The sequence below is a fragment of the Paraburkholderia sp. BL27I4N3 genome, assembly GCF_003386115.1.
In the GTDB taxonomy this organism is placed as follows: Bacteria; Pseudomonadota; Gammaproteobacteria; order Burkholderiales; family Burkholderiaceae; genus Paraburkholderia.
The window spans coordinates 6,389,126-6,404,409 of the sequence record NZ_QREJ01000001.1 but is presented as its reverse complement, the minus strand read 5'-3'; the positions used below and the strand labels follow the sequence as shown (position 1 = coordinate 6,404,409).

Genomic DNA, 15,284 nt, shown 5'->3' with positions numbered 1-15,284 from the left:
TATTTGCCGTGGCCCATTAGCGGCAGAGTGCCGCCATTCGCCTAGAACCGCTCGCGATCGAACTCCGGCAGCGCGCGCGTTCCCTCAATAGCGACCGAGTGCAGCAGCTCAGGCTCCAGATCGAGCAAACGCAGGATCGTCGGCGCAACCTGGGTGGTCAGTACGCGCTCGTCGTTCACCTGTCCCGCGTGACGGGCGTGAGGCACGTAGACCACGAGACCGAGATGGCTGTCGTCGGGAGCGTTGCCGCCGTGCTCTTCGTCCTTGGTCGCGCTCGACGTATAGATGACCCCGGGGTTCGGCTGAACGACGATGTCAGGCGTGCGTCCGCGTGCCGGATCGCCGAACCGGCCGGCCAGTTGCGGGCCATACAGAATGTACGCTTGCGGGCCGTCCGCACAAATTCCCGGTGCGTTGCAGCTCAGGTTGTCCTTCAAGGTCTTCACGACAGCCGGCAGTTGGCGTTGATCGCGCAACCAGATCAGGCCGACGTCGTCGGTCTGCACGAACCCCGTGCCGGCGAGCCCGGTTCCGTCATTGAGGTTGCCGCTCTTCGTGCTGTTCTGCCCGAAGTTGCCGTTCGGATCCAGATAGTTGTTTGCTTCAAGCAGTTTCGAGAGTGTGTCGCCGTTCTTCACCAGCTTCGAATGGTCGGTCGGAGATTGCCCGTGCTTCGCCGTGACGATGATCGCCGTCGACGAATACAGGTCGCGTTGCTTCAGTTCGGCCACGATGCGACCCAAGGCGTTGTCCAGATAGGCAATCGCGTTGGTTACCTGCGGACCCGGCGTGAAACTCGCATCCAGATAGCCGCCTCCATTCGCGACCGTTGCCTTCTGGGCGACGCTCAAAGTCTGGAAGTTGGTCCCAAACAGGGTGGGCACATCGGCGCCGGATCGGCCAGTCGAATCCTTGCCGTCAATTTCATCGATCAGCGACTGCACATGGAAATTGTCGAACTGTTCCGTGTGCGTGTAGACGTCGGTGTAGTTCGTGTTGGTGGCGGGATCGATCGAATTGATCTCCGTGCGGGAAAGATCGTCGACGCCTGTGCCGGAAGGTCCATTGAGCCAGTCGTAGCCCCACGCATGTTTGTCCGCCCAGGCAGTGCGAGCGCCTTTCACGTTGCGTTTGACCACTTCGAAGACCGTGTTGGTCTTCACATAGTTATGCGGATAGACGGGCGTACAGACGCCATTGAGCAAAGCGTGCGGAATGGCCTGCGGATTGAACGCGCCGCCACCGTCGAGATGCGTCAGTGCGCCGCCGTTCTCGCCGTCGATGCCGGTAGTCTCGTCGAATACGACATTCCAGCCTTGCTTGCCGGTGCAATGGCTATCGGACGGCGCGTAGAGCGTGCGGTCATAGGATACGTCGTAGAACAGGCCCGCGGATTTGGGTGAGCCACCGGTGACGAGCGCAGCGAGCCCCGGGAACGAATCCGAAAGGCCGGGCGTGTGCGCGTTGGTGTAGGTCGTCCCCGCCTTCGCCAGCAACGCAAGATTCGGGCATGCATTCGATCCGACGCAGCGTGCAACATCCTGTTCGTGCAAACCGTCGAAGCTGATCAGCAGCACATGCTTCACTGACTCATGGTGATGATCACGATGATCGTGCTCATCGGCCGCCGTGGCGCCTGCCGGGTGCAGCGCCGCAAGCAGGACAGCGCCCAGGCCGACGGCGATTTGCGTTCGCTTCCAGATTCTGATCGTCTTCATTTCCCGTCCTTTAGGTTGCTGCGGAATATTTGGTAATCCGGGAAAGAATGTGCAGTGGAATTGAGTCGTCTGGATGAAGCGACGCTTTCGATTCCATAACCCATTAGCAATTGCTGCGATGGGAAAAAGGATGCGCGAAATAAGGCTATTACGTCAGGTTTCCTTAAGGAATGGATGATCTATTGAGATGTTCATCTATCACCGCGTGCGGCCATTTGGGTCAATCCCGTTGGCCCAGTTCACCGAACATCCCGACGAGACAGGCTCTGAAAATCCTCACGCGCCGGCTGAGGTAGCGATTGCGGGGATAAAGGACGTGGAAGGGTACGGCGATGGTTCCGAGCCGTGCAGGAACGATATCGATCTCCATGTGGCGACTGTCGTTCGACATGACGGCCATGTGTGCCGAAAGCCGGCACAAAATCATGCAAGCGCGAAATTGCACTCGTATACACTGGTGTGTCAATCAATCAAGGAACCAGTATGCGGCGCGTGATCGTACGGCGGTCGTCAGTCCACGGAAAGGGTGTGTTCGCGATGCGGCCGCTCGCGGCGGGTGAGTGCGTGCTTGAATACCGGGGCGAATTGACGAGCTGGCGGGAAGCGGTGCGCCGGCATCGGCGCGAAGGTGTCGCTGGGCACACGTTTCTTTTCGGCCTGTCGGACGGGCGCGTGATCGACGGAAGCCGCGGAGGCAATAGTGCGCGATGGCTGAACCACGCCTGCGCGCCGAACTGCGAGACCATTGAGGATGATGGCCGCATCTTCATTCACACGATCCGGCCGATCGAGGCGGGCGAGGAGCTGTTTATCGAATACCTGCTGACGACCGACGATCCCGCGGACGAGGACGTTCGAGCCCAATACGCTTGCCGGTGCGCTGCGGCCGGTTGTCGTCGGTCGATGCTGGCGGATGTCGCGTGATTCAGCCAACCGATGAGGTTGCACGGACTCAGTCCGCTGCCGCCACTGTTTCGAAGACGTTGTCGCCGTCATCCCGTATCGGCCCGCTCTTTGCGTTATTTCCCTTCCTGCGCCCCTATGCCGGCCGTTGGGCGCTCGCGTTTCTCGCGCTGGTGAGCTCGGCGGGCGCCACGCTGGTTTTGCCGGTGGCGTTCAAATACCTGATCGACCGTGGCTTTGCCGCGGGCGATCGGGGGCACATCGACCGCTATTTCCTCGCGCTATTTGTCGTATCGCTGGTACTGGCCGGCGCCACGGCGCTGCGCTTCTACCTCGTGTCATGGCTCGGCGAGCGGGTCACGGCCGACTTGCGGCGCGCGGTCTACGATCACGTGCTGAGCATGAGCCCGCAATTCTTCGAAACCACGCAGACCGGTGAAGTGCTGTCGCGACTCACTGCGGACACCACCCTCATCCAGACCGTGGTGGGCACGAGCTTGTCGCTGGGATTGCGCAACTTCTTCCTGCTGACCGGCGGCGTGGCGATGCTGGCGGTGACGAGCCCGGTGCTGTGCGGCTACATCCTCGCGACGCTGGTCGTGGTGGTCGCGCCTATCGTGATCTTCGGCCGCCGCGTGCGACGGCTCTCGCGCGCAAGCCAGGACAAGATCGCGAACACGAGCGCGCTGGCGGGCGAGGTGCTCAATGCCATGCCGACCGTGCAGTCGTACACGCAGGAGCCTTTTGAAACGCGGCGCTTTGCGGGCGCGGTGGAGGCGGCCTTCGAGACCGCGCTCACACGCATTCGCGCGCGCGCCTGGTTGACCGCCGTGGTGATCGTGCTGGTGTTCACCGCCATCGTATTCGTGCTGTGGCTCGGGGCGCAGGCGGTGCTGGCCGGGCGCATGACGGCGGGCCAATTGTCCCAGTTCATTCTCTACGCAGTGTTCACTGCCGGCGCCGTGGGCGCCGTTGCCGAAGTATGGGGCGATTTGCAGCGCGCTGCCGGCGCCACCGAACGTTTACTGCAATTGCTGGCGGCGCGCTCGCCGGTGGTCGAGGCCGAGACGACGGTCGCGCTGCCGGCGCGAGGCGAGGGCATCCGCTTCGAGGATGTCAGCTTCTCGTATCCATCGCGCCCCGGCATTGCGGCGCTTTCCGCACTCTCGCTCGAGGTCCGCCCCGGTGAACACGTGGCACTGGTCGGTCCGTCCGGCGCGGGCAAGACCACGCTGTTCCAGTTGCTGCTGCGCTTTTACGATCCGCAAGCCGGTCGCATTCTGATCAACGGCGTCCCCACGCGTGACGTGCCGCTCGTCGAATTGCGCAAGGAGATCGGCGTGGTGCTGCAGGAATCGGTGATTTTTTCTGGGAGCGTGCTCGACAATATCCGCTATGGCGCGCCGGGAGCCACGCTCGCGCAAGTGCAACGGGCCGCCGACATGGCGGCCGCGGCCGGCTTTATCGAAGAACTCCCGCAGGGCTACGACACCTTTCTCGGCGAGCGCGGTGTGCGGCTGTCCGGCGGGCAGCGTCAGCGCATCGCGATCGCTCGCGCGATCCTGAAGAATCCGCCCATCCTGCTGCTGGACGAAGCGACCAGTGCGCTCGATGCCGCCAGCGAACGGCTGGTGCAAAAGGCGCTGGACAATGCCGCGCAGAACCGCACCACACTGGTCATCGCACACCGCCTCGCGACCGTCCAGCAGGCCGACCGCATTGTCGTGCTGGAACAGGGGCGGATCGTCGCGCAGGGTCGTCACGCCGAACTCCTCCTGAACTCGCCGCTCTATGCTCAGCTTGCTGCATTGCAGTTTGGCGAGCAGGTGGGGCAGACCGCGCCCGCGCAATGACAGCGGTCGGCTCATGCGTCGATCCGTCATGCACCTGGCGAGTGCATCGACGTGGCGCTATCCTTGACGTACAGAGGAGGGAGACATGGGCCACAGCCAGGATCGCATCGAAAAGCGCGAGCAGAGTTGGTACCGCGAGCGCGATTGCGCTTTAGATGAATTTGTCGCGCTGTTGGAGGGCGATGACCACGGCCCGACCCGCTATGCGTCGGAAGTCATGCAGCGGATTCCCATTTACGACTGTCCACAACTCGATGGCGTGACACGCGATGCATCGCACAGAGCGCAGTTGCAGGCGGAATGGGCTCGCGTCCTTCACGATGGCGCAGGGGTGCTGGTGCTGCGGCGCGCATTTGTCGATACCAGACCGGTCGACGATGCCACGGCCGTCTTCGAATCCATTATTCATAGTGAGCGCGAGCAAGGCTCCAGTGCGGCAGACCATTTCGCAAAGGCAGGCGCGAATGACCGGATCTGGAATGCCCAGGAGAAGCTCTGCCTGAGAGCGCCCGAAGTATTCGCGCAATACTTTTCAAATCCAATGCTGATGATTGTGTCGCAAGCGTGGCTCGGACCGTGCTACCAGATGACGTCCCAGGTCAACGTAGTTCGACCGGGCGGCGCTGCTCAGCAAGCGCATCGCGACTACCACCTCGGATTCCAGACGGCTGACAAGGCCGAACGCTATCCCGCGCATGTCCATCGCATGTCCCCCTTCCTCACCTTGCAGGGCGCGGTTGCGCATAGCGCCATGCCGGTCGAGAGCGGCCCGACGAAGCTCCTGCCGTATTCGCAGCGCTATGACGAGGGATATCTGGCGTGGCGCCGGGCCGAATTTCGCGAGTATTTCGAGGACCATTTCGTCCAGTTGCCCCTCTCCAAGGGCGATGCCGTGTTCTTCAGTCCCGCGTTATTCCATGCGGCCGGCGAAAATCGCACCACGGACGTACAACGCATGGCGAACCTCTTGCAGGTCTCATCGGCTTATGGCCGGGCGATGGAAGTGCTCGACCGCACGCGAATGTGCGAAGCGTTGTATCCGGTACTGCACGAGCGCCGCGCTTCGGGGCGGATAAGCGACACGGAAATTACCGCGGCAATCGCATCCTGCGCTGAGGGATACCCGTTCCCTACCGACCTCGACCGCGACCCGCCGGTCGGCGGGTTGGCGCCGGAAAGCCAGCAGGAACTCATGCATCGCGCACTCGACGAGGATTGGGATTCGGCCCGATTCACGCTCGCCTTGAACGAGCAGGCTGCGCGACAACGTTCCGCCGATCCGCAATCGGGTCCGCGTTAACAATTTCTTTAGACTCAGTCGATGGTGCAAAAGACGATCTGATCGCAGGATTGACAAAGCGATAGCAACGCGACGCCGCATCTTCGCGGGGACCGTCCGGGATCGCCTTACGGCCGGTCATGCACTGACCGTTTTCGCACTTTTGGGAAGGAGAAATTGACATGAAAACGCTTCGAATCGTGGCGCTCTGCGCGATCGGCATGTTCGTGGGACAAGCGTGGGCGCAAGACAAACCCGTACCATCGGGAACCGCGCCGTCTGCTCAGGATGTCGGCGGCGTCAGCGACGCATCGAGGGGTGAGACGGGAATGGCAATGAATCCGGCGCGGCAGTCCTATCCGGACCTCAACACCCTGCAATCCCCGGAGCAAAGCCGTGTGGCGGCCAATCCGTTCCGCCACCATTGACTGCAGCGCAACAGCTTTGCGCGACCGCGCGTTACGCACGGTGAGTGCCTGTGAATACACTCGTCGCGCGTAACGGTGGCACGCTAAAGTTCGGAGCGGGACCGTCCGGCTTGACGGAGCCGGGCTCCGGGATCAGTAGCCGATACGCTTTTCGACGTTGCGGAATCGCCCCATCGACCGATAGCGATGAAACCATGCGTTGGTACGAAGCTCGCACAGGCGCGGCGAATGCTCCGCAAGCGCCAGGTCGAGCCAATGAAACATCTCGTCCGGCTGGTCGAGCCGTGCGTAAATTTCCGCAAACAGAAACGGCGACGTATAGCGCCTTTGACGCCTCGCCGTCAAATCCTGCAAATACCATTGAAGGACTTTTTGATAGCCGCCGGCCTCCCAGATCGTGCGAATAGTCTCTGCGCGAGCGAATTCGCCGCACCGTGTTAGCGCGTCGATGGTCGCGTCGACTGCCTCCTCGTATTGACCCTGCTCTTCATACGCGGTCGCCAGCAGTTGATAGACGAGCGGGGAGCGATTGCCACGCCCGGCGTGCAGGCACTCGCGAATCACTTCGTCGTATTTGCCTGCCTGTACGAGTCCGAATACGCGCGATCCTTCGAACCCTAGCGGGTCGACCTTTTCGGCTCGCTCGAACTGTGCTCTGCCTTCCGCTTCTCGCCCAAGCACCAGCAGCAGGCGTGCATATAGGCGGCACGTTTCAGCGTGGCTTGGGTTCAGCCGCAACGCTTCGAGGAACTCTTCTTCGGCACGCCGCCAGTCCCAGTCATAGAAATAGTGCACGCCCGCTAGCGCCTGGTGGGCTTCAGGAAGACTGGCGTCCAGTTCCAGTGCTTGCAACGCCGCCTGCCGCGCTAGCGGATGGCCCTCCGACGGCGCACAGACTCCATGCGTTGCCGTGGCACCTAAAACGTTCGACATCCCCACATATCCGAGCGCGTAAGTCGGGTCCCGTTCTATCGCGCGCTCGAAGTAGCCGCGCGCGCGCACGAAGTCCTCGTCGCTCAGCGCGTGATGCGCGGCAAACCCCGCATCGAAGTGCACGCGGCGCGTCCAGTAGTAACGGCCGCGCAGATACGCATCGTGTGCCGCCGGATCGACCGGCAAACGTCTCGTCAGCATGTGCCGCCGCTGTGCCGCGAGCGCGGGTGACACCTCCCGGGCGAGCGCCGCTCCCACCTCTTTCTGGATTTCCAGCGCGCCACGCGACATCGGTTCATACGCGCGGCTCCAGATCTGCACCTGATCGAAGCAGCGGATCAATTGCGCCAGAATGCGGATCCTCACGCCGTCGCGCTTGAGTGCGCCTTCCAGGACATAGTCGATCGACAACTCGCGCGCGATCTCCGCAATGCTCATGCTGACCCGTCTGCAGTGGGCGGCAGTCGTCCTCGAAATGACGAGGATGCGCTCTGGATCGAGCATGCCGATGCTGGCGGAAGTTTCGTCAGCCAGTGCATCGCAGAAGCTGTTCTGGCCGGAATCGCCGGTCTGGTTTTCGAACGGCAGAACCAGTATTCGCGCGGCTTCCTGTGGAGCGGGTACCGGCTCCTCCGGCATCGGCCGCACGTTATTCAGTCGATAGCCTTTGCCCTTCACCGTGATGATGTGCTGCGGATTGACCGGGTCGTCGTGCAGCGCCACGCGGATTTTCCGGATTGCCGTATTGATGCAGTTGTCCGTTTCCCGATACGCATTCGCGCCCCACAGTGCTCTTACAATATCCGCGCGCGTGACGAGTTGCCCGTTGCGGGATGCCATCAGGATCAGCAGTTCCATCGGCAGACGCTCGAGGCTGACCTTCTCACCCGCGCGGCGCAATTCGTAGCGCTGAATGTTCAACTCGACATCGGCAATCCGGATGGATTCTGGCGTGTTCATCTGCGCTCCTGCCATCGCGAGTTCCTGCTCACAGCGACTATGTCGGGGCGCCGCCGCTCGCGCTTCATTCCGAATGAAGCCGCGAATGCAATCGCCGAGCACAACACCATGACGAGCGCGGGTGCGGGCATCCAGTGCAGACCGGAAACGAGGAAATTTGCCGCGAGCGGCGTCAGTCCCAGCGACGCGGACAGACCGAGATTCATGGCCGTCGCAACGCCGCTGAACCGGACGTCGACGGGAAACATTTCTGCAATCGCGCACGCGAAGGTTCCGTTGGCGATCGAACTGACGACGCCGGCCATCAGGAACAGCGCGGGCAGGCTCGCATAGTGCCGGGCGGCCGCGATGAAGAAGAAGGGCGCGAAAAGCGCGGACAGGACGGTTCCCAACCTGAACACGTAGCGACGCGGCAACAGGTCGCCAGCGTGCGCCGTCACGAGAATGCAGGCAGCTACGGCGATCAGATAGCACGTCTGGGCACTCGCGATCTGTTGCGTGTCGTATTGAAGCTTTTGCAGATGACCCGGCGCGAAGCCGATAAAGATGCCGCCCGACGCGCCCGCCAGCAGCGACGCGGCAGCGCCTGTCATCAGGGGAGCGAAATGGTTGCGAAGCAGGACAGCAAGAGGCTCGCGGTGGCGGGCGCCGATGGCCTGCGCGTACTCGTCGGTCTCCGCAAGCGTACGCCGCAAAGCAAAGCTCAACAGCCCGACCATTCCACCCAGCAGGAAGCCGATCCGCCATCCGAACGCGTTGACTTGCCCAGGTGTGAGCACCCATTGCATGGCAAGATTCATGCTCGTCGCCAGAAGCAACGCGAGATTGACCGCGACGAACACGATGCCGCACAAAAGCCCCGGCCTGCCGCGCGCGGTTTCGACCGCGTAAACGACCGCGCCCGGCAATTCACCGCCGACGCAGAGGCCCTGTATGAGCCGCAGCACGAGAAGGAGCGCCGGGGCGGCCGCGCCCCATGCCGCGTATGAAGGAAGTATTCCGATGAGAAGCGTCGAAACGGAGGCGATCATTGCCGACGAGACGAAGACGAGGCGCCGCCCGTGCGTGTCGCCGAATCGCCCGAGGAGGATGCCGCCGACCGGTCGGGAGAGATAGCCAATGGCCAGCACCGTGAACGACAACGTCTCCACCGGTACGCCGGTTACTGTCGGAAAGAACTCGCTGCCGATGCTTTTCGCAAAGAATCCGAAGATGACGAAATCGAACACTTCGAGCGCTCCCCCCGTGCTGGCGACCAGGATGGTCCAGCGTTGGTGCGCTGTCATCGAGCCTTGTCCGAGTAGGGGCGAATCGTCGAGCATGGAAATCCCTGATATCGCCAGGCATAACTATTGTTTTAAGCGGAGGCCGCGGCGGAGGGACGTGTTAAGCCGCCACCGTGTCCATCACACTTCGAGGACGGTGCATGATCGTTCTGGCTTAAATATGATGGACGACAATTCGCTTACAAGAAAGGTCTTTAGATTCGCCTTGTGGTTCCTGATCGACGAATCGACGTGCGCCGCATTCGGGACTGGGCGCTGGCGATGGAGGTTATGCACCGCAAGTTGTGCTGCTGCTTACTTCATTCGTTGCCACACGACTTTCGATGCACCATATCCGAAACTCCCGGGCGTGACGTAGGTCAGCCGGTCCCCATCAAGGGTGAATGGGCGCCGTTGCACATCGCCGTCCCAGTTCGGAAAGGTACTTTTCTGAATGTGGAAAACGATCACCTGTCCGGCCGGATCGACGGTATAGGTGCCAAAGTGCGCGAAGTTGCCCTGGACGATGCGCTCGTTCTCTTCGGAGGTACCCGACAAGCGGTTACCCGATGCGAACTTCGGCAAGTCCCCGCGAACGCCAAGCAGAACGTAGCGCCCATCGCTGCCGAAGATGAGTTGCCCGTACGGATGCGGACCGAGCACTTCGACTTCGCTGCCACTTCTCGAGACGGTCAACGAGACCAGAGACCATGAACCCGCCACGCCAGGCGCCGCCTGAGCAAAAGTCTTTGGCGCAGCGAGACATAGCGCGAGGGCCACCAGCACGGCAGCCCTCAGGGTTTGCAGCAAAGGAGTCATGGCGTTCTCCGGCACGCGCGAGGGCGGAACCATTCCCTTCGACTATCGGCGTGCGATGCCTGGTTCGTCTTCGATCATCGCAAGACAAGCTAATAGCATAGCTTTCCCGGCCACGACTTCCAATGAACATCGGTCCTCAAGTCATTTCCGCCGCCAGCAGATCTTCGATCATGATCGGCAGCTTGCGCACGCGCACGCCGGTCGCATGACAGGTTGCGTCGGTGATCGCCGCCGCGATGCCCGCAAGCCCGATCTCCGCAATCCCGCGAGCGCCGAGTTCGTTGAACACGGTATCCGGATGATCGAGAAAGGTCACGTCGAGTTCGGGCGTGTCCGCGTTCGTCGCAACGACGTAATCGGCCAGGTTGCTATTGATCGGTGCGCCCGTCTGTTTGTCGTACGTGGTGTGCTCGAACAGCGCCATGCCGACGCCCATCACGACTGCGCCTTCGATCTGGTTGCGCGCGGCGCGCGGGTTGACGATGCGTCCTCCATCGATCACCGTGACGACGCGGCTCACGCGCAACCGCGCGATCTCCGGTTGCCACGTGACTTCGACGAAGTGTGCGCCGTACGAATAGATGGAGAAGCGTTTCTTCAGCGGATCGTCGAAGCCGCCCTTGGCGCTGCCGCTGCCCGACGCGGCGCGCATCTTCGCTGCTTCGAGAATCTGGCCGAACGGCACGCCGCGCTGCGGCGCTTCGCCCTTGCGATGCACGTGTCCCGCGCTGAACGCGAGTTCGTCCTCACGTGCGCCTTTGAACGGCGAACCGTCGACGGTCGCCGCACGCGACAGCAAAATCTTGCTGGCCGCGCGCACCGCATCGAGCACGGCGGGAATCACCGATGCCGTCGCCGCACTGCCACCCGAAATCGGTCCCAGCGGCAACACGGAATCGCCGAGACCGACCTCGATGCGCGCGAGCGGAATGCCGGTTTCTTCGGCGACCAGTTGTGCGAGCACCGTGTACGTGCCGGTACCGATGTCCTGCGTGCCGCATACGACCCGGGCGCTGCCGTCCGCTCGCAGATCGACGTCCGCCGCAGCGGAGAAGCGCAAGCCTGGCCAGACACACGCGCCGACACCCCAGCCCAAGGTCAGACCGTCGCGCTGCATCGAGCCGACACCCGGCGTCCGCTGCGACCATCCGAAGCGCTCGGCGCCGGTGCGCAAACATTCGACCAGATGCCTTGAAGAGAAGGGCAAACCCGTGCTCTCGTCCACGCGCGGTTCATTGCGCAACCTCAACTCGACGGGGTCGAGGTTCAGCACATGCGCCAGTTCGTTCATCGCCGATTCGATTGCGTACAGGCCGGGCACGGCACCCGGGCCGCGCATCGACGTCGGCGAGCCGACGTTGCGGCGCGCAAGGCCCGAGGTCACACGCAGATTCGGCGTGCTGTAGATGAGCGGCGTGACTTCGCCACAGCTTTCCTGGTACTCGTCGGCGATCGCGGTGTGGTTGACGTAGTCGTGCTGCAATGACGTGAGCTTGCCGTCGCGGTCGGCGGACATTCGCACGCGCTGCTGCGTGACGGGGCGATGGCCGACGTTCTGAAACATCATCTTGCGGCTCACGACCAGCTTCACCGGACGGCCCATCTGACGCGTCGCCGCCGCCGCGAGCAGTGTGTGCGGCCACATCCAGAGCTTGCCGCCAAAGCCTGATCCAAGATAGCGGGAGATCACGCGGATCTTTTCCTTCGGCACGCCGAGCATCTGCGAGAGCGTGCCCAAATGGACCGTGATGGCCTGCGTGGTCTCGTAAAACGTGTAGTTCTCTCCATCCCAGTCCGCGATCGACGCGTGCAGTTCGATCGGGTTGTGCGTTTCCGTCGGCGTTACGTAGGTTGCGTCGAGCGTCGCCGGCGCAGCGTCGAACGCACCGTCCGGGTCGCCGCGCTCGCTCTCAACCTTGGGCTTCTCGTCGGCCTCGAGTTCGTCGCGCACGTCGTGCGGCGTGACTTCGTAGCGGGCGGCGATCGCCGCCGATGCCGCGCTCGCCGCTTCGAAGGTATCGGCGATCACGACAGCGATGTACTGGCCGTAGTAGCGGATGATGTCGTCCTCGAAGGGCGGCCGCGCTTCGTCGACGTAGCCGGTCTCCATCGAGTTGCCGGAGATCCGGTAGAAGCGGCCGATATTGTCTCGATGCAGCACCGCGTGCACGCCGGGCATCGCCTCGGCCTCCGCGATATCGAGCGACACGAGCCGGCCGCTGGCGATCGTGCTGCACACGGGCACAGCTATCAGCAGATCGGGCAGATCCACGTCGGAGGTATAGATAGCGCCGCCGCTGACCTTCAGCGGTCCGTCGACGCGCGCTTGGGGCTGTCCGATCACGGACAGCACGGAGTCGGGCATGGTGGACATGGTGCGTTCCTTTCGATGGACGGTTCAGGGCGTCGCGGCCGTAGCCTGGGTCAGTGCATGGACGATGCAGCGGCGCGCGAGTTCGACTTTGAAGCCGTTCTGGCTTTGCGGCTTCGCATTTGCAAGTGCGGCATCTGCGGCCTTGCGGAAGGTTGCGGCGTCGGGCGTTGCGCCGCGCAGCACGGCTTCCGCTTCGAGCGCGTGCCAAGGCCGCGTGCCGACGCCGCCGAGCGCGACGCGCACATGCCCGATGCGTCCACCGTCGAGCGTCATGACCACGGCGGCCGACGCCAGCGCGAACTCGTACGACGCGCGATCGCGCAGTTTCAGATAAACGGAGCGGGCACCTGCGGGAAGAGGCGGCAGTGTCACGTGCGTGATGAGGTCGCCTGCGTCGAGCACGTTCTCACGCTGTGGCGTTGCCCCCGGCAACACGAAGAAGTCGTCGATCGCGATGCTGCGCGCGCCGTTCGTCCCTTCGATGTGAATGGTGGCGTCTAGCGCGGTCAAGGCGACGTTCATATCGGACGGGTTGGTGGCGATGCAGGCGTCGCTGGCGCCGAGAATCGCCAGCGTGCGATTGAATCCCTGGATGGCCGGACAGCCCGAGCCCGGCTCGCGCTTGTTGCATGGCATCGCAGTATCGCGAAAGTAGACGCAGCGCGTGCGTTGCAGCAGATTGCCGCCGGTCGTCGCCATGTTTCGCAATTGGGCTGAGGCTCCGGCGAGCAGCGCCTGCGACAGCACGGCGTACGGCGTACGGATCAGCGGATGCAATGCGAGGTCGGCATTGCGCGCCGTCGCGCCGATCTTCACGCCGCCGTCGGGCAGCGCTTCGATAGTGTCTAGCGGCAGCCGGCTGATGTCGATAACCCGCGTCGGCCGCTCCACGTTCAGCTTCATGAGGTCGAGCAAGGTCGTGCCGCCCGCCAGAAAGCGTACTTGTGCGCCTTGCTGGGCCGTTGCCGAAGTTGCGCCCGCCGCGATCGCGTCACGCACGCCGTTGGCGCGCGACAACTGGAAGATTTCCATGATGGCGCTCCTCAGGACTGGCCGCGCACGCGCTGGATCGCCGCGACGATATTCTGATAGGCGCCGCAGCGGCACAGATTGCCGCTCATCGCTTCGCGCACTTCCGCGTCGGCGGGCCCGACTGCTTCATCGAGCAGCGCGACCGCGGACATGATCTGGCCCGACGTGCAGTAGCCGCATTGATAGCCGTCGCATTCTACAAACGCGGCCTGCATCGGGTGCAGTGCTTCGGGCTGACCGATGCCTTCGATGGTGGTGATTTCGTCGCCGGCGTGCGTGCCGGCGAGCGACAGGCATGCGTTCACACGCCGTCCGTTCACGTGCACGGTGCAGGCGCCGCATTGGCCGTGGTCGCAACCCTTTTTGGTGCCGGTGAGGTGCAAGTGCTCGCGCAGCGCATCCAGCAGCGTGGTGCGCGGATCGAGCGACAGCGTGTAGAGATTGCCGTTGACGGTCAACTCGACAGGCATCGTCGCGTTCGCGGAAGGCTGGCGGCTGGTTCGGGCGGCGTCGGGATCGGCGCTCTGTTGCGGGGTCTTGGAGGCGGTCTGTTGCATCATGCGTTCTCCTCATGGCGAGAGAGGCCACGATCCGGCGACAATGGGCGCGGCCGGGCGGCGGGCTGAAGCGGGATTTGGACCCATTGGCGAACGATTCGCCGGGTATCGGGCATTCGGGTAGCGTGCGTCGCAACACGCGTCGCGCACGCCAGATGATGGTGCAGCAAATCTGATGCCCAGGTGCGCCGCCGCGGAAAGTGGGGCGACACACGGTCTACCGACGCGCTCGTCGAAGCGATTCATGCCACGACAACTCGATAGCTATCGCGACGCCAGAATGGAGGATGCAATAAGGTTCGACTATGCGCCGACGCTGCGTATCGCGATCCAATAGGCTCGCAGGGGAACGTCGTGCGCATCTTCACCACACTTCAGGAGCGTACGTTATGGCGACATTTATCGTCTTCACGAAGGAAAGCACGCAGGATCAGGCTGAACTCGACATCTATCAAAGCAAGGTGGGCGAGACTTTCAAGGGTCATCCCGTCACGATCCTCGCTGCCTATGGACCCCAGCAGGTTCTTGAGGGCCACGCGCCTGAGGGTGTGGTGATCGTGCAGTTTCCGTCAACAGAAGCCGCGCGTGCGTGGTACGACAGCCCGGCGTATCAGGAAGTCGCTCAGCACCGGTTCGAGGGCGCGCGTTACCGCGCGGTTCTCGTCGAAGGCGAGTGACGAGAGGCGGCAACGATCGCGCGTGCAGAGGTCTCTTACTCTTTACTTTGCCTCGATTCGATCTGCTGCCGAAGCCGCTCTTCGTTTTCCTGAAGCTCGGGCGTGAACGCCTCGCCAAAATCCGCAGCTTCGAAGAACGGACGAATTTCGATTTCGGAGTCGCTTGCCATCGGGTTCGGGCAGCGGCGCACCCATTCAATCGCTTCGTCCATTGATTGCACTTGCCAGATCCAATAGCCCGCGATCAATTCCTTGGTTTCGGCAAACGGACCGTCGACGACGGTTCGGTCCTGGCCGGAGAATCTGACGCGCGCGCCTTTCGAGCTCGGCTTCAGTCCGTCGCCGCCGAGCATGATGCCGGCCTTGACCAGTTCCTCGTTATATCGGCCCATCGCCTCGATAAGTTCCGTGCTGGGCATTTCGCCGGCTTCGGATTCGGCGGTCGCCTTGACCATGACCATGACGCGCATTGGGATTCTCCTGTCT

At 62.7% G+C, this 15,284-nt stretch carries 13 protein-coding genes; 5 read left to right on the top strand and 8 right to left on the bottom strand.

Annotation, left to right across the window (positions count from 1 at the left end; translation table 11 throughout):
• Positions 1 to 41: 41 nt before the first annotated feature.
• Complete coding sequence (locus B0G71_RS29115) at positions 42 to 1,718, bottom strand: alkaline phosphatase family protein (protein WP_116146114.1); 1,677 nt, start codon at positions 1,716 to 1,718, stop codon at positions 42 to 44.
• Positions 1,719 to 2,201: 483 nt separating this feature from the next.
• Here B0G71_RS29115 and B0G71_RS29105 point away from each other — a divergent pair, with 483 nt between their 5' ends.
• The 4 genes from B0G71_RS29105 to B0G71_RS29090 all read left to right on the top strand — a co-directional run bounded on the left by B0G71_RS29105 (position 2,202) and on the right by B0G71_RS29090 (position 6,181).
• The gene (locus B0G71_RS29105) at positions 2,202 to 2,642 is read left to right on the top strand and encodes an SET domain-containing protein (RefSeq protein WP_116146110.1); all 441 of its coding nucleotides are present in this window, start codon (positions 2,202 to 2,204) and stop codon (positions 2,640 to 2,642) included.
• 59 nt (positions 2,643 to 2,701) lie between these two features.
• Complete coding sequence (locus B0G71_RS29100; protein WP_116146109.1) at positions 2,702 to 4,474, top strand: ABC transporter transmembrane domain-containing protein; 1,773 nt, start codon at positions 2,702 to 2,704, stop codon at positions 4,472 to 4,474.
• 85 nt (positions 4,475 to 4,559) lie between these two features.
• Positions 4,560 to 5,774: a phytanoyl-CoA dioxygenase family protein gene (locus B0G71_RS29095; RefSeq protein ID WP_116146107.1), complete on the top strand. Its 1,215-nt coding sequence runs from the start codon at positions 4,560 to 4,562 to the stop codon at positions 5,772 to 5,774.
• Between the two features lie 161 nt (positions 5,775 to 5,935).
• Entirely contained in the window at positions 5,936 to 6,181 is a 246-nt protein-coding gene (locus B0G71_RS29090) for a hypothetical protein (RefSeq protein WP_116146105.1), read from the top strand.
• A gap of 132 nt (positions 6,182 to 6,313) precedes the next feature.
• Here B0G71_RS29090 and B0G71_RS29085 read toward each other — a convergent pair whose 3' ends face one another.
• The 6 genes from B0G71_RS29085 to B0G71_RS29060 all read right to left on the bottom strand — a co-directional run bounded on the left by B0G71_RS29085 (position 6,314) and on the right by B0G71_RS29060 (position 14,124).
• On the bottom strand, positions 6,314 to 8,074 hold the full coding sequence (locus B0G71_RS29085; protein WP_116148972.1) for a winged helix-turn-helix domain-containing protein: 1,761 nt from the start codon (positions 8,072 to 8,074) through the stop codon (positions 6,314 to 6,316).
• A complete protein-coding gene (locus B0G71_RS29080; RefSeq protein ID WP_258875688.1) occupies positions 8,071 to 9,360 on the bottom strand; it encodes an MFS transporter in 1,290 nt (429 codons plus the stop codon). The genes B0G71_RS29085 and B0G71_RS29080 overlap by 4 nt, the downstream gene beginning before the upstream one ends.
• A gap of 294 nt (positions 9,361 to 9,654) precedes the next feature.
• The gene (locus tag B0G71_RS29075) at positions 9,655 to 10,158 is read right to left on the bottom strand and encodes a lipocalin-like domain-containing protein (RefSeq protein ID WP_258875687.1); all 504 of its coding nucleotides are present in this window, start codon (positions 10,156 to 10,158) and stop codon (positions 9,655 to 9,657) included.
• 136 nt (positions 10,159 to 10,294) lie between these two features.
• Positions 10,295 to 12,532, bottom strand: a complete 2,238-nt coding sequence (locus B0G71_RS29070; protein WP_116146100.1) for a xanthine dehydrogenase family protein molybdopterin-binding subunit — start codon at positions 12,530 to 12,532, stop codon at positions 10,295 to 10,297.
• 24 nt (positions 12,533 to 12,556) lie between these two features.
• Positions 12,557 to 13,564: a xanthine dehydrogenase family protein subunit M gene (locus B0G71_RS29065; protein ID WP_116146099.1), complete on the bottom strand. Its 1,008-nt coding sequence runs from the start codon at positions 13,562 to 13,564 to the stop codon at positions 12,557 to 12,559.
• Between the two features lie 11 nt (positions 13,565 to 13,575).
• Positions 13,576 to 14,124 (bottom strand): (2Fe-2S)-binding protein, encoded by a 549-nt coding sequence (locus B0G71_RS29060; RefSeq protein WP_181916842.1) that lies wholly within the window; start codon positions 14,122 to 14,124, stop codon positions 13,576 to 13,578.
• Positions 14,125 to 14,510: 386 nt separating this feature from the next.
• On the opposite strand from B0G71_RS29060, the gene B0G71_RS29055 reads away from it, so the two are divergent.
• Complete coding sequence (locus B0G71_RS29055; RefSeq protein WP_116146097.1) at positions 14,511 to 14,798, top strand: DUF1330 domain-containing protein; 288 nt, start codon at positions 14,511 to 14,513, stop codon at positions 14,796 to 14,798.
• A gap of 35 nt (positions 14,799 to 14,833) precedes the next feature.
• On the opposite strand, the gene B0G71_RS29050 is transcribed toward B0G71_RS29055, so the two are convergent.
• The gene (locus B0G71_RS29050) at positions 14,834 to 15,268 is read right to left on the bottom strand and encodes a YciI family protein (protein ID WP_116146096.1); all 435 of its coding nucleotides are present in this window, start codon (positions 15,266 to 15,268) and stop codon (positions 14,834 to 14,836) included.
• Positions 15,269 to 15,284 lie beyond the last annotated feature (16 nt).

What these genes read in the sequence shown, in the direction of transcription:
- B0G71_RS29115 (WP_116146114.1), bottom strand. Translation starts at nt 1,718, where the DNA reads ATGAAGACGATCAGAATCTGGAAGCGAACGCAAATCGCCGTCGGCCTG.
- B0G71_RS29105 (WP_116146110.1), top strand. Translation starts at nt 2,202, where the DNA reads ATGCGGCGCGTGATCGTACGGCGGTCGTCAGTCCACGGAAAGGGTGTG.
- B0G71_RS29095 (WP_116146107.1), top strand. Translation starts at nt 4,560, where the DNA reads ATGGGCCACAGCCAGGATCGCATCGAAAAGCGCGAGCAGAGTTGGTAC.
- B0G71_RS29090 (WP_116146105.1), top strand. Translation starts at nt 5,936, where the DNA reads ATGAAAACGCTTCGAATCGTGGCGCTCTGCGCGATCGGCATGTTCGTG.
- B0G71_RS29085 (WP_116148972.1), bottom strand. Translation starts at nt 8,074, where the DNA reads ATGAACACGCCAGAATCCATCCGGATTGCCGATGTCGAGTTGAACATT.
- B0G71_RS29080 (WP_258875688.1), bottom strand. Translation starts at nt 9,360, where the DNA reads ATGACAGCGCACCAACGCTGGACCATCCTGGTCGCCAGCACGGGGGGA.
- B0G71_RS29075 (WP_258875687.1), bottom strand. Translation starts at nt 10,158, where the DNA reads ATGACTCCTTTGCTGCAAACCCTGAGGGCTGCCGTGCTGGTGGCCCTC.
- B0G71_RS29070 (WP_116146100.1), bottom strand. Translation starts at nt 12,532, where the DNA reads ATGTCCACCATGCCCGACTCCGTGCTGTCCGTGATCGGACAGCCCCAA.
- B0G71_RS29065 (WP_116146099.1), bottom strand. Translation starts at nt 13,564, where the DNA reads ATGGAAATCTTCCAGTTGTCGCGCGCCAACGGCGTGCGTGACGCGATC.
- B0G71_RS29060 (WP_181916842.1), bottom strand. Translation starts at nt 14,124, where the DNA reads ATGATGCAACAGACCGCCTCCAAGACCCCGCAACAGAGCGCCGATCCC.
- B0G71_RS29055 (WP_116146097.1), top strand. Translation starts at nt 14,511, where the DNA reads ATGGCGACATTTATCGTCTTCACGAAGGAAAGCACGCAGGATCAGGCT.
- B0G71_RS29050 (WP_116146096.1), bottom strand. Translation starts at nt 15,268, where the DNA reads ATGCGCGTCATGGTCATGGTCAAGGCGACCGCCGAATCCGAAGCCGGC.